Source organism: Streptomyces sp. NPDC020875 (assembly GCF_040641415.1).
Classification (GTDB): domain Bacteria; phylum Actinomycetota; class Actinomycetes; order Streptomycetales; family Streptomycetaceae; genus Streptomyces.
Map to the genome: position 1 here is coordinate 38910 of NZ_JBFADP010000058.1, position 12408 is coordinate 51317.

Here is a 12408-nt window from a genome sequence, read left to right on the forward strand (position 1 = left end):
CGTTGGTGGGGCGGTGCCTTTTTCAGGGTCGGCGCTGGGGAGAGCATTGAGGGGCGCGGGGAACTGCGCGACCAGCCCACCACCGGGCCGCAGGCGCGGGCGATGCACCGGCTCGGCAGGGCAGATGGCGCGGGCGGTGCCCGGGAGGACCAAGGCGCTGGGGTCCCCTCCCAATTGCCGGAGGCATAGGGGGCGGAGCCGTGCGAACAGCCCCACGCGGGCCGCGGACCGCCGACAACGCCGGGCCACTGGGCGCGGGCCCGGGACTCCGGGGGCGTCGGCGTCCGCCCACGCGTACGGCCCCGGAGCCGTACCGGTCACGCTCCGACGGCCCGTCACACCCCGGTGGGGCGCGGCTCCCCGGCCTGGCCCGGTTCCTCCCGGGCGGCCGGGCCGTCCGCCGTACGGACCGCCCCGTCCAGCATCCGGGCTTCCTGATCGGGGGTACGCGTCTCCAGGCTGAGGATCTCGGTCAGCGCCCCGGCGACCGCCGCCCCCGGCGCCGGAACCGGTGTCACCGCCCGCCAGGCCACGAAGCCGTCCGGGCGGACCAGCAGCGCGCCGCCCGGCTCCACGCCGTGCGTCACCGCCCAGTCCACGCCTTCCTCCGGGACCAGATCGGCCTCCGGGCCCCGGCCGAAGGTCAGTACCTCCAGCGGGACCGAGAGCCGGGCCGCGTCCTGGCGCGCCACCTCCGGCCAGCCGGAGCCCTCCTCGCAGAGCAGTACCGGCACCCGCTCGTACAGATCGATCGTGGAGATCCGCTCGCCCGACCGGGTGACCCACAGATGCGGTGCCCGGGTGCCGGGCGCGCCCGTGATCCGCATCGCGTCCGGGACGACCGGGGCGTCGGGGTCCGTCCCGGCGACCGCGCCGCGCGGATACCCGTACCCCATCGCCACCGTGAGCACATTGCCCCGGCGGCTGATCGCGGACGGCGCCGGGTCGTACCCCGGATGGCTGTGCTCGGCGGATCGGGCCGACGCCCGCGCGCTGGTCGCCCTGGCCACCGGCTGGCGCTCGGCGCCGTAGCTCTCCAGGAGTCCGGGACCGGCCCAGCCCTTGAGTACGGCCGCCAGTTTCCAGGCCAGATTGTGCGCGTCCTGGATCCCGGTATTGGAGCCGAACGCGCCGGTCGGCGACATCTCGTGGGCCGAGTCGCCCGCCAGGAACACCCGCCCCGACGAGTACCGTTCCGCGACGCGTTCCGCCGCGTGCCAGGGCGCCTTGCCGGTGATCTCCACATCCAGATCGGGGACCCCGACGGCCGCCCTGATGTGGTCCCGGCACCGGTCGTCCGTGAACGCCTCCAGCGGCTCGCCCACCTCGGGGTGCCACGGCGCGTGGAAGACCCACAGCTCACGGTTGTTCACCGGCAGCAGCGCCCCGTCCGAACCCGGGCTGGTCAGATAGCAGACGATGAACCGCCGGTCCCCGGCCACCGCCGCCAGACCGTGCGAGGTGAAGGTGACGCTGACGTTGTGGAACAGCTCCCCGTTGCCACTCTGGCCGATGCCGAGGGCCTCCCGGACCGGGCTGCGGGGCCCGTCGGCGGCGACCAGATAGTCCGCCCGGACCGGGAACCGCCGCCCGGTGGCCCGGTTCTCGACCAGCGCCGTCACCCCCTGCTCGTCCTGCTCGAACGAGCACAGCTCGTGGGAGAACCGCAGATCGGCGCCGTACTCCCGGGACCGGGCGTCCAGCACCGGCTCGATGTCGTTCTGGCTGCACAGGCACCAGCCGCTGGGGCTGATCGCCCGGTGGCCGCCGCCGGGGTCGATCTGCCGGAAGAGCCATTCGCCGTCGTCCCCGGCGAGCGACCTGGCCTGGAGGATCCCGTGGTTTCCCGCCAGCACCGCCGACGCCTCGCGGATCTCCCGCTCCACCCCCGCGACCCGGAACAGCTCCATGGTGCGCAGGTTCATCCCCCGCCCGCGCGGATGCGTGGAGGTACCCGAGTGCTTCTCGACCAGCAGATGCGGAATGCCGTGACGGCTGAGGAACAAGGAGGTGGACAGGCCCACCAGGGACCCGCCCACGACGAGGACCGGGACCCGGAGCGCCGGTGCCCCGGGTTGCTGTGCGACGGCTGCGGTTGCGGGGTGCTTCGTGGGGTCTTCCATGCGTTCTGTGTGCCCGGTGCAGGAACGGTTCCCCCGCTCATTCACCCGCATGGTGCCCATCTCTCGCGCCACCTGTGACACCGGATCACGATCGGACCACGGGGAGCGTTCCGCGCGGCGCGCGGAGCCCGCCGACGGAACACCAGCACAGCCAGCACAGGAACAGGCGACGGACGTGACGACGGACGGACGGGCAGCGGGCCCGCTGCCGCCGGGCGTGGTCGCGAAGGAGTGTGAACATCGATGACCACCCTGTCGGAACGCATATCGCAGTCCGTCTTCGACGGCTCCAGGCTCCGCGTGATCCTCCTCCTCGACCTCTACGAAGGAGCCCAGAAGGAGTTCCTGGAGGCGTACGAGCACATGCGCAACAGCGTGGCCTCGGTGCCCGGGCACATCAGCGACCAGCTCTGCCAGTCCATCGAGAACCCCTCGCAGTGGCTGATCACCAGCGAATGGGAGAGCGCGCCGCCGTTCCTGGCCTGGGTCAACAGCGAGGAGCACGTGGAGACCGTGCAGCCGCTGCACAGCTGTGTCCGCGACACCCGGTCGCTGAAGTTCAACGTCCTGCGCGAGACCGGACAGGCGTTCACCGTCGACGCCGCGCCGCGCCGGCCGGCCGACAAGCGGGCCTCCGTCCGGGTCGGCGACGGAGTCGTACGGCACGCCCTCACCTTCACCGTGAAGCCGGGCAGCGAGAAGACCGTCGCCAAGATCCTGGCCGACTACCGGCCGCCCGCCGCCCGGGTCGACGACCACACCCGGCTCCGCCGGACGTCCCTCTTCATGCACGGGAACCGGGTCGTCCGGGCCATCGAGGTCCAGGGAGACCTCATGGTGGCCCTGCGGCATGTGGCCAAACAGCCCGAGGTACGGGCCGTGGAAGAGGCCATCAATCCGTACCTGGAACAGGACCGCGACCTCGACGACGCCAACTCGGCCCGGGTCTTCTTCACTCGGGCGGCACTGCCCGCCGTACACCACGTCTCGGCCGAGTCCCGGCCGCCCGGCGAGGTCAACCGGCACGCCCTCTTCTACCAGGCGAAGGAGGGCTGCGGACTGGCCGTCGCCCGGCTCCTCGCCCAGCAGGACGAGGAAGCCGCCGCCCACGGCCAGGACCCCATCGTCTCCTCCACCGTCTTCCACCGCGACGACATCGTGGTCCGGCTGATCGACGTCAGCGGCCCCATCGCGGACCACAGCGTGCTGGCCCTCGGCGTCCAGGGCGCCCGGAAGACCGCCACCCTCGCCAAGCTGCTCGCCGACGGCGCGGAACTCCCGCACACCGCCGCCGAGATCACCGAGGGCGACCCGGGCGTGGCCCGCTTCGTCACCCGGGCCGATATGCAGCTGATCACCGACCGGTTCGCCCCGGACGAGAGCTGAAGAACCACCGAACCACCGCCCGGGACCGGCCCGGCCGGGCCCCGCGGACATCCCGTACCGCCCGGCCGGACCGGTACCCCCATCTGGAGGAAGCCAGCATGACCACGCACCGCCCACGCATCGTGGACCTCAGCGACACCCAGCCCAACACCCGGCGCGGCGGCGATCTGCGCGCCATGCTCACCCCCACCGCCGTGGGCGCCGAGAGCGGGTTCATGGGGGTCGCCATCGTGCAGCCGGGTGAGTTCATCGCCGAGCACTACCACCCGTACTCGGAGGAGTTCATCTATGTCGTGAGCGGCCTCCTCGAAGTCGACCTCGACGGCGAACCGCACCCCATCCGGCCCGACCAGGGCCTGCTCATCCCCAAGGACATGCGGCACCGGTTCCGCAACGTCGGCAATGTCGAGGCCCGGATGGTCTTCCACCTCGGCCCGCTGGCACCCCGCCCCGACCTCGGCCATGTCGACACCGAGGTCAATCCGGCCGGCGCCCCCGCCGGGCCGCCGGAACGGTCCGGAGCCGTGTCATGACCCGGCGGGTGGCGATCACCGGGGTCGGCGTCGTCGCCCCCGGCGGGGTCGGCGCCCCGGCGTTCTGGGACCTGCTGGCCGACGGACGCACCGCGACCCGGGCCATCACCCTCTTCGACGCCACCGGATTCCGCTCCCGGATCGCCGCCGAGGTCGACTTCGACGCCGAAGCCCTCGGCCTCGGCCGCCAGGAGCGGGACCGGCAGGACCGCTATATCCAGTTCGCCCTCGTCGCCGCCGACGAGGCGATACGCGACGCGGGGCTCGACCCCGACCGTACGGACCCCTGGCGGACCGGGGTCTCCCTCGGCAGCGCCGTCGGCGGCACCACCCGGCTGGAGCACGACTATGTCGCCGTCTCCGCCTCCGGCAGCCGCTGGGCCGTCGACCACCGGCCCGCCGAACCCCATCTCCACCGGGCGTTCTCACCCAGCACCCTGGCGTCCGCGGTCGCCGAACGGTGCGGCGCCAAGGGCCCGGTCCAGACCGTCTCCACCGGCTGCACCTCCGGCCTCGACGCCGTCGGCTACGCCTTCCACACCATCGAGGAGGGCCGGGCCGACATCGTCATAGCCGGGGCCTCCGACTCGCCGATATCCCCGATCACCGTGGCCTGTTTCGACGCCATCAAGGCGACCTCCGCCAACAACGACGACCCGGTCCACGCGTCCCGGCCCTTCGACGCCGACCGCGACGGCTTCGTCATGGGCGAGGGCGGCGCCGTCCTCGTCCTGGAGGAACTGGAACACGCCAGGGCCCGCGGCGCCCGGATCTACTGCGAGATCGGCGGCTACGCCACCTTCGGCAACGCCTACCACATGACCGGGCTCACCCCCGAGGGCATCGAGATGGCCCGCGCCATCGACGTCGCCCTCGACCACGCCCGGCTCGACCGGACCGCCGTCGACTACGTCAACGCCCACGGCTCCGGCACCAAACAGAACGACCGGCACGAGACGGCGGCCGTCAAACGCTCCCTCGGCGACCACGCCTACCGCACCCCCATGAGCTCCATCAAATCCATGGTGGGCCACTCCCTCGGGGCGATCGGCGCGATCGAACTGGTCGCCTGCGTCCTGGCGATGGACCGCCAGGTGGTGCCGCCGACGGCCAACTACGAGACCCCCGACCCCGAGTGCGACCTCGACTACGTACCCCGGACCGCCCGCCCCCGGAAGCTGCGCACCGTGCTCTCCGTCGGCAGCGGCTTCGGCGGCTTCCAGTCCGCGGTCGTGATGACCCGTCCCGGTGGCCGCAGCGGCTCCCGGACCAGCGACAGGACCAGTGGGAGGACCTGATGGGCAGCGCGGAGAGTGCCACGCCCCGGCGCCGCGGCGACCCCGCCCGCCGTACCGTCGTCACCGGAATCGGCGTGGTCGCCCCCAACGGCATCGGTGCCGACGTGTTCTGGAAGTCCACCCAGGAGGGCATCAGCGTCATCGACCGGGTGACCCGCGAGGGCTGCGAACAGCTGCCGCTGAAGGTCGGCGGCGAGGTCCGCGACTTCGAACCCGGGGCGATGGTCGAGGACCGCTTCCTGGTCCAGACCGACCGGTTCACCCACTTCGGGATGGCCGCCGCCGATCTCGCCCTCGCCGACGCCCGGCTCGGCCGCGCCGACTACGAGAAGTTCCCGTTCGGCGTCGGCGTGGTCACCGCCTCCGGCTCCGGCGGCGGCGAGTTCGGCCAGCGCGAGCTGCAACGGCTCTGGGGCAAGGGCTCCCGCTTCGTCGGCCCGTACCAGTCCATCGCCTGGTTCTACGCCGCCAGTACCGGCCAGATCTCCATCCGCGGCGGCTTCAAGGGCCCCTGCGGGGTGGTCTGCAGCGACGAGGCGGGCGGACTCGACGCCCTCGCGCTCGCCGCCCGGGCGGTCGTCCGCGGCACCGACGCCGTGGTCGTCGGCTCCGCCGAAGCCCCGCTCGCCCCCTACTCCGCCGTCTGCCAGCTCGGCTATCCGGACCTCAGCCGCAGCGACGACCCGGCCCGCGCCTACCGCCCCTTCACTACCGAGGCATGCGGCTTCGCCCCGGCCGAGGGCGGCGCGATGCTGGTCGTCGAGGACGAGGAAGCCGCCCTGCGGCGAGGGGTACGGCCCCGGGCCAGGATCGTCGGACACGCCGCCACCTTCACCGGCCCGTCCCGGTGGGCGGAGTCCCGGGAGGGTCTCGCCCGGGCGATCCGCGGCGCCCTGGAGGCGTCCGGCACCGCCCCCGAGGAGATCGACGTGGTCTTCGCCGACGCCGTCGGCACCCCGGAGGCCGACCGGGCCGAGGCCCTCGCCCTCACCGACGCCCTCGGCACCCACGGCCGGCGGGTCCCCGTCACCGCCCCCAAGACCGGGATCGGCCGGGCCTACTGCGGCGGCCCGGTGCTGGACGCCGCCGCCGCCGTCATGGCCATGGAGCACGGCCTCGTACCGCCCACGCCCAACGTCTTCGACGTCTGCCACGACATCGACGTCGTCACCGGCAAGGCCCGGCGGATGCCGCTGCGTACGGCGCTGGTGCTCAGCCGGGGCCTGATGGGGTCCAACGCGGCCCTGGTCCTGCGCAGCGCCGCCCCCGACTGACGGCCCGTCCGGTACGGAGCCCGGCCCCGGGCCCGTACCGGACGCCCCGACCAGCGGGTCCCGGCCCCACCGGGCCGGGACCCGCGACCCGAAGCACCACGAAGGAGTACCCCATGAGCAGCCTGACCTCCGGCGCACTCGCCGATCTGATGCGCAAGAACGCCGGTGTCAACGTCGACCCCGACACCTTCGCCGACCGTCCCGACACCCCGTTCGAGGACTACGGCCTCGACTCGCTCGGCCTGCTCGGCATCGTCGCGACCCTGGAGAACCACTACGGGCACCCGATGCCGCAGGACGCCGAGCGCTGCAAGACCCCCCGCGAGTTCCTCGCACTGGTCAACGACACCCTTCTCAAGAGCGGAGCCTGAAGTGCCCGGACACACCGAGAACGAGATCACCGTCGCCGCGCCCCTGGACCTGGTCTGGGACATCACCAACGACCTGGAGCACTGGCCGGAGCTGTTCTCCGAATACGCCTCCGTCGAGATCCTGGAGCGCAGCGGCGACACCACCACCTTCCGGCTGACCATGCACCCGGACGAGAACGGGAAGGTGTGGAGCTGGGTCTCCGAGCGCACCCCCGACCGGGCGGCCCGCCGGGTCCGGGCCCGCCGGGTGGAGACCGGCCCGTTCCAGCACATGGACATCGTGTGGGAGTACTCGGAGGTCCCCGGCGGCACCCGGCTGCACTGGCGCCAGGACTTCGCGATGAAGCCGGACGCCCCGGTCGACGACGACTGGATGACCGAGAACATCAACCGCAACTCCAAGATCCAGATGGCGCTGATCCGCGACAAGATCGAGGACCGGGCCCGGGCGGGGGTCCGGCGATGAGTACGTCGTCCCGGACGGAGACCACCGGGGCGCCCGGGACCGGTGACGCCCCGTCCGGTGCCCACCGGGCGCTGATCGTGGCCCGGATGGCGCCCGGCTCGGCGGCCGGGATCGCCGAACTCTTCGCCCGCTCCGACAGTGGTGAACTGCCGGGTCTGGTCGGGGTGAACCGGCGCAGCCTCTTCCAGTTCGGTCCCGATCTGTATCTGCATCTGATCGAGTCCGACCGCCCGCCGGGCCCGGCGATCGCCGAGGTCACCGGGCACCCGGAGTTCCGGGAACTGAGCGAGCGGCTGAGTGCCTACGTCAGTCCGTACGATCCGGAGACCTGGCGGTCCCCGAAGGACGCGATGGCCCGGCAGTTCTACCGCTGGGAGAGCGGCTGACCTCGGCCCGCCGCGGGCGTGGTACGCCATGACGGACCGGCCCCGGGACCCGTACGAAGGGTTCCCGGGGCCGGTCCGTCGTCCGCGTCCGGCTCAGGACGCGACGGGCGCGGGTTCGCGTTCGGGGACGACGGACTCGAAGGCGTGCAGATAGGCGTTGACGGGCCGGATCTCGCCGAGCACCAGCCCGGCCTGGGTGATCCGTTCCACCATGCTGTCGCGGGTGTGCTTGGCGCCGCCGACGTTCATCAGCAGCAGCAGATCCATGGCGGTGGTGAACTTCATCGACGGGGTGTCGTCCACCAGGTTCTCGATCACGACGACCCGGGCGCCGGGGCGGGCCGCCGCGATCACATTGCGCAGCGTCGCCAGGGTGCTGTGGTCGTCCCACTCCAGGATGTTCTTGATGATGTAGAGGTCGGCTGCGACCGGGATCTCCCGGCGGCAGTCGCCGGGCAGGATGTCGACCCGGTCCGCCAGTTCGCCGCCCTCGCGGAGCCGGGGGTCCGCCTTGGCGACCACGTCCGGCAGATCCAGCAGGGTGCCCCGGACCCCCGGGTGCTTCTCCAGCAGTCCGGCCAGGACGTGCCCCTGGCCGCCGCCGATATCGGCGACGGACGTGACCCCGGTGAGGTCGAGCAGCTCCGCGACCTCCAGGGCGGACTGCCGGCTGGAGGTGGTCATGGCCCGGTTGAAGACATGCGCGGACTCATGGGCGTCCTGGTGCAGATACTCGAAGAAGCCCTTGCCGAACAGCTCGTCGAAGACCGTGTCCCCGCTGCGGACCGCGTCGTCGAGCCGGGGCCAGGCGGCCCAGGTCCACGGCTCGGTGCACCACAGGGCGATGTACTTCAGCGACCGCGGATCGTCCTCGCGCAGCATCCGCGACATCTCCGTATGGACGAAGGTGCCGTCGGGGCGCTCGGCGAAGACGCCGTAGCAGGACAGGGCCCGCAGCAGCCTGCGCAGCGGCCGGGGCTCGACGGTGACGGCGGCGGCGAGCCGGTCGACACTGGTGGGCGCGTCGCCGAGGGCGTCGGCGACGCCCAGCCGGGCGGCGGCCCGGACGGCCGCCGCGCAGGCCGCCCCGAAGACGAGTTCCCGCAGCCGCATCGCCGGGGGCGGGGACGAGTCGACTCCGGCGGGGTCGCCGGGCGTGGGTCTGGTGCCGAGGGTTGTCATGGTGTGTGCTCGTTCTCCTGCTCTCCCGGCGCCGGGCGCCGGATGGGGGCTTGACGGTTCGGCGCGGTCCGGCGGCCGGGGGCGCGGTGGCGCTCCCCGGGCCGCCGGAACCGGATCAGCACAGTCCGGCGGGCTTGGACGAGGCGCACTCGTTCCGGGCGAAGGTGTTGCCCGAGCCGTTGCCGCGGTCGATGAGGTCGGCCGCCACATTGCCGGTGACCGTGTTGTGTTCGATCACGTTGTCGGTGTTGACGGCGCCGACATAGCTCTCGGCCAGCACGATCCCCCCGGCCAGCAGGGTGTCGCTCTTGTGGTCGCGGACCGAGTTGCCCTTGATGACGGTGGCGTCGGAGCCGGTCAGGACGATCCCGGACCCCTGGATCGCGGGCAGCCTGGGGGTGGCCGCGCAGAACTTGTTGTTCCGGTGGATCGTGTTGGAGCGGATGGTGATGTCGCCCGACCCCGGCCGTGACTCGTCGCTGACGACGAAGATCCCGGCACAGTTGGCCGTGATCTCGTTGGCGTGGGTGGAGACATTGCGGATCCGCTTGAGCATCACCCCGAGCCGGTTGTCGCTCAGGTCGTTGTCGGCGACGACGGTGCCGCCGCTGTCGATGGCCGCGGCCTCGTGCCCGACGATGTTCGTCAGCATGATGCCCGCGTCCCCGTTGCCGCGCGCGGTGTTGCCGCGGAAGACGGCCCGGGTGGACTTCTCCTGGCCCAGGCCCCAGGTGCCGTTCTTCTCGGCGGTCACGTCCCGGACGGTGAGCCCCTCGGTACGGGACGCCCACAGGCCGCCCTTGGTGAAGCCGGAGATCGCCAGGGAGCGGATGGTCACACCGGTGACATCGGCGTCGTCCGTCCCGGTGACGCAGATCCCGTTGCCCGCCTTGGCGCAGGCGCTCTCGGCCCGCTTCTCGGTTCCGGCGGGCGGCGCGATCACGGTCCCGGGCCCCGAGCCGCGCAGGGTGACCCCGGAGGTGGTGATCTCCACACTCTCCCGGTACGTCCCCGGCGCCACCACGATGGTGTCCCCGGGCCGCGCGGCGGCCACCGCGGCCTGGATCGACTCACCCGGCTGGACCGAGTGCCGCCCGCCGTGATGCCCGGGGGCCGCGGCGACCCCGGAGCCCATCGCGACCACGGCGACGGCCACGATGCCCGCGCGCCGCCGATTCCATAGCAGGGATAGGTGGTTTTTGTGGCGTTTCGTCATACCGCCGAAGCTAGGGTCGATTTCCACCCCCCGCCACATGGAGTGACCAGATGGCGGCGCGGTGTGCGGCGACCGGGTTGCCCGGGGGAGCGGAGGGCCCGTACGGGCGGCGCCGCCGGGGTCCCGCCCCGCGCCGGTGGAAAAGACGTGGCGTACGGCGCCGGACGGGCCCTACAGTGGGGGCACGACGCCGAGGGCCACCGGGCCGCGGGCGACGAGAGTAAGGAGGAGGTGAGAGTCATGACGGTCACTGTGCTGCGCGCTGTCCGCGACCAGACGTCCATCAACTCCACCTCCGTGGTCACCGGCTGATCTCCTTCAGCATTCCGCCGTCCGCGCGCGCCGCGCGGACGAGCCGCCGGGACCACCCCTGTGAAGGGTCCCTCCTTGAACCTCTCCACCACCGGTAACACCTCCCCGTCGTCCGCCCTGCCCGCCTACGGCTGGGACGGTTCCTGGGAGTCCGCGTTCGCCCCGTACGCCGCCGAAGGGCTGCTGCCCGGGCGGGTCCTCCGGGTCGACCGGGGGCAGTGCGACGTGGTCACCGCCGACGGCACGGTCGTCCGCGCCGACACCGCCTTCGTCACGCCGCACGACCCGCTGCGGGTGATCTGCACCGGCGACTGGGCCGTCCTCGAACCGGTCGGCGGCGACCCCCGGTACGTCCGGACGTATCTGCCGCGCCGGACCGCCTTCGTCCGCTCCGCCTCGTCCAAGCGGTCCGAGGGCCAGATCCTCGCCGCCAACGTCGACACCGCGATCATCGCGGTCTCCCTCGCCGGGGAACTCGACCTGGGCCGGGTCGAGCGCTTCCTCGCCCTCGCCTGGGAGAGCGGAGCCGTGCCCGTCGTCGTCCTCACCAAGGCCGATCTCGTGCCGGACCCGACCGGTCTGTCGTATCTCGTCGAGGACGTCGCCGCCGTCGCCCCCGGCGCCGAGGTGCTCTCCGTCAGCTCCCACACCGGCGACGGCATGGACGTCCTCCGGGCCGTCGTCGCGGGCGGCACCAGCGTACTGCTGGGGGTCTCCGGCGCGGGGAAGTCCACCCTCGCCAACGCCCTGGCCGGCGCGGACACCATGGAGGTCCACGCGATCCGGGACGTCGACGGCAAGGGCAGGCACACCACGACCACCCGCAATCTGCTGCCGCTGCCCGGCGGGGGAGTGCTCATCGACACCCCCGGACTGCGGGGCGTCGGTATGTGGGACGCCACGGTCGGGGTGAACCAGGTCTTCGCGGAGATCGAGGAGTTGGCCGCCGACTGCCGGTTCCACGACTGCGCCCACGGCCGCGAGCCCGGCTGCGCGGTGCTCGCAGCCGTCGAGTCCGGCGCGCTGCCGGAACGACGACTGGAGAGCTTCCGCAAACTGCTGCGGGAGAACCAGCGCATCGTGGCGAAGACCGATGCCCGGGTCCGGGCCGAACTGCGCCGCGAGTACCGGGTGCGGGGCGCCATCGGCAAGGCGGCGATGGAGGCCAAGCGGGGCCGTCAGGGCCGCTGACGTACGGCGGCCGCGGCCCCGGTCCGGCCGGTGCCGGGTGACACCCGGCACCGGCCGGACCGGGCCCGGCGCTACTCCTGTTCCAGACCCCAGCTGTGGATCTTCTTCGGATGGAGCCTGATCAGCTCCTGGCTGAAGTGCGGCCCGAGGTCGTGCGGCCCGGTCAGCAACTCGGCCTCGCCCCGGATGTCGACCCCGCGCACCCGCCACGGCCGTACGCTCAGAATGTCGTCCACCACCAGCGCCACCTTCGGATTCGACTGGAGGTTCCGCCACTTCTTGGTGGTCGCCAGGGCATGACCCCCGATCAGGATCGTCCCGTCCGCCTGGGGGAAGAACCCGACGGGATTCGCCTGCGGCTGTCCCTTCGGATCGACGGTCGCGAGCCGGCCCAGCCGCTGGGTCGCGAGATAGGCGCGCTCGGTCTCGGTGAATTCGGTCATGATCACAGCCTCACACGCCCGGACCGCTCCCCGGTATCGGACCCCGGCCGTAGGACCTCCGGCCCGTACCGGTGCCTTCGCGGTGCCGGGTGCCGAGTCGGCGGGCCGCACGACACGGCCCGGCGGCGGGCCGCACGGACCGGTCGTCACCGCCGGGCCGTGTCGTCAGCACGGCGCCGTCCGCCCGTAGGGCGGGGCCCGCGGCGTCCGGTGCGTGCAGTCCGCGA

At 72.5% G+C, this 12408-nt stretch carries 13 protein-coding genes; 9 read left to right on the forward strand and 4 right to left on the reverse strand.

Annotated features, from left to right (window positions below; genetic code table 11):
* Window positions 1-335 precede the first annotated feature (335 nt).
* The gene (locus tag AB0G74_RS28030; RefSeq protein ID WP_361151551.1) at window positions 336-2123 is read right to left on the reverse strand and encodes an FAD-dependent monooxygenase; all 1788 of its coding nucleotides are present in this window, start codon (window positions 2121-2123) and stop codon (window positions 336-338) included.
* A 243-nt stretch (window positions 2124-2366) separates the two neighbouring features.
* Here AB0G74_RS28030 and AB0G74_RS28035 point away from each other — a divergent pair, with 243 nt between their 5' ends.
* The 7 genes from AB0G74_RS28035 (at window position 2367) to AB0G74_RS28065 (ending at window position 7837) form a co-directional block, all read left to right on the forward strand.
* Window positions 2367-3509: a SchA/CurD-like domain-containing protein gene (locus tag AB0G74_RS28035; protein WP_358825966.1), complete on the forward strand. Its 1143-nt coding sequence runs from the start codon at window positions 2367-2369 to the stop codon at window positions 3507-3509.
* A 98-nt stretch (window positions 3510-3607) separates the two neighbouring features.
* Window positions 3608-4042: a cupin domain-containing protein gene (locus tag AB0G74_RS28040; RefSeq protein WP_361151554.1), complete on the forward strand. Its 435-nt coding sequence runs from the start codon at window positions 3608-3610 to the stop codon at window positions 4040-4042.
* Complete coding sequence (locus tag AB0G74_RS28045) at window positions 4039-5340, forward strand: beta-ketoacyl-[acyl-carrier-protein] synthase family protein (protein ID WP_361151557.1); 1302 nt, start codon at window positions 4039-4041, stop codon at window positions 5338-5340. The genes AB0G74_RS28040 and AB0G74_RS28045 overlap by 4 nt, the downstream gene beginning before the upstream one ends.
* Window positions 5340-6614 (forward strand): beta-ketoacyl synthase N-terminal-like domain-containing protein, encoded by a 1275-nt coding sequence (locus AB0G74_RS28050; protein WP_361151559.1) that lies wholly within the window; start codon window positions 5340-5342, stop codon window positions 6612-6614. Before AB0G74_RS28045 ends, AB0G74_RS28050 begins: the two co-directional genes overlap by 1 nt.
* A gap of 113 nt (window positions 6615-6727) precedes the next feature.
* Window positions 6728-6985: an acyl carrier protein gene (locus tag AB0G74_RS28055; RefSeq protein ID WP_361151562.1), complete on the forward strand. Its 258-nt coding sequence runs from the start codon at window positions 6728-6730 to the stop codon at window positions 6983-6985.
* Window position 6986: 1 nt separating this feature from the next.
* The gene (locus AB0G74_RS28060) at window positions 6987-7451 is read left to right on the forward strand and encodes an SRPBCC family protein (protein ID WP_361151565.1); all 465 of its coding nucleotides are present in this window, start codon (window positions 6987-6989) and stop codon (window positions 7449-7451) included.
* Window positions 7448-7837: a TcmI family type II polyketide cyclase gene (locus AB0G74_RS28065; RefSeq protein ID WP_361151568.1), complete on the forward strand. Its 390-nt coding sequence runs from the start codon at window positions 7448-7450 to the stop codon at window positions 7835-7837. Before AB0G74_RS28060 ends, AB0G74_RS28065 begins: the two co-directional genes overlap by 4 nt.
* 93 nt (window positions 7838-7930) lie before the next feature.
* Here the strand turns inward: AB0G74_RS28065 and AB0G74_RS28070 are convergent, their stop codons facing one another.
* The gene (locus AB0G74_RS28070) at window positions 7931-9019 is read right to left on the reverse strand and encodes a methyltransferase (protein ID WP_361151570.1); all 1089 of its coding nucleotides are present in this window, start codon (window positions 9017-9019) and stop codon (window positions 7931-7933) included.
* 115 nt (window positions 9020-9134) lie between these two features.
* Entirely contained in the window at window positions 9135-10235 is a 1101-nt protein-coding gene (locus tag AB0G74_RS28075; RefSeq protein ID WP_361151573.1) for a right-handed parallel beta-helix repeat-containing protein, read from the reverse strand.
* 147 nt (window positions 10236-10382) lie between these two features.
* Between AB0G74_RS28075 and AB0G74_RS28080 the strand changes: the two genes are divergently transcribed.
* Entirely contained in the window at window positions 10383-10547 is a 165-nt protein-coding gene (locus AB0G74_RS28080; protein ID WP_361151575.1) for a hypothetical protein, read from the forward strand.
* A 75-nt stretch (window positions 10548-10622) separates the two neighbouring features.
* A complete protein-coding gene (rsgA, locus tag AB0G74_RS28085) occupies window positions 10623-11738 on the forward strand; it encodes a ribosome small subunit-dependent GTPase A (RefSeq protein WP_361151578.1) in 1116 nt (371 codons plus the stop codon).
* A gap of 71 nt (window positions 11739-11809) precedes the next feature.
* On the opposite strand, the gene AB0G74_RS28090 is transcribed toward rsgA, so the two are convergent.
* The gene (locus tag AB0G74_RS28090) at window positions 11810-12181 is read right to left on the reverse strand and encodes a PPOX class F420-dependent oxidoreductase (RefSeq protein WP_361151580.1); all 372 of its coding nucleotides are present in this window, start codon (window positions 12179-12181) and stop codon (window positions 11810-11812) included.
* Between the last annotated feature and the right edge of the window lie 227 nt (window positions 12182-12408).

Bases quoted from the DNA above. Each gene is read 5' to 3' on its own strand.
- AB0G74_RS28075 (WP_361151573.1), bottom strand. From the start codon at position 10,235: ATGACGAAACGCCACAAAAACCACCTATCCCTGCTATGGAATCGGCGG.
- AB0G74_RS28055 (WP_361151562.1), top strand. From the start codon at position 6,728: ATGAGCAGCCTGACCTCCGGCGCACTCGCCGATCTGATGCGCAAGAAC.
- AB0G74_RS28070 (WP_361151570.1), bottom strand. From the start codon at position 9,019: ATGACAACCCTCGGCACCAGACCCACGCCCGGCGACCCCGCCGGAGTC.
- AB0G74_RS28035 (WP_358825966.1), top strand. From the start codon at position 2,367: ATGACCACCCTGTCGGAACGCATATCGCAGTCCGTCTTCGACGGCTCC.
- AB0G74_RS28030 (WP_361151551.1), bottom strand. From the start codon at position 2,123: ATGGAAGACCCCACGAAGCACCCCGCAACCGCAGCCGTCGCACAGCAA.
- AB0G74_RS28045 (WP_361151557.1), top strand. From the start codon at position 4,039: ATGACCCGGCGGGTGGCGATCACCGGGGTCGGCGTCGTCGCCCCCGGC.
- AB0G74_RS28065 (WP_361151568.1), top strand. From the start codon at position 7,448: ATGAGTACGTCGTCCCGGACGGAGACCACCGGGGCGCCCGGGACCGGT.
- AB0G74_RS28050 (WP_361151559.1), top strand. From the start codon at position 5,340: ATGGGCAGCGCGGAGAGTGCCACGCCCCGGCGCCGCGGCGACCCCGCC.
- AB0G74_RS28040 (WP_361151554.1), top strand. From the start codon at position 3,608: ATGACCACGCACCGCCCACGCATCGTGGACCTCAGCGACACCCAGCCC.
- AB0G74_RS28090 (WP_361151580.1), bottom strand. From the start codon at position 12,181: ATGACCGAATTCACCGAGACCGAGCGCGCCTATCTCGCGACCCAGCGG.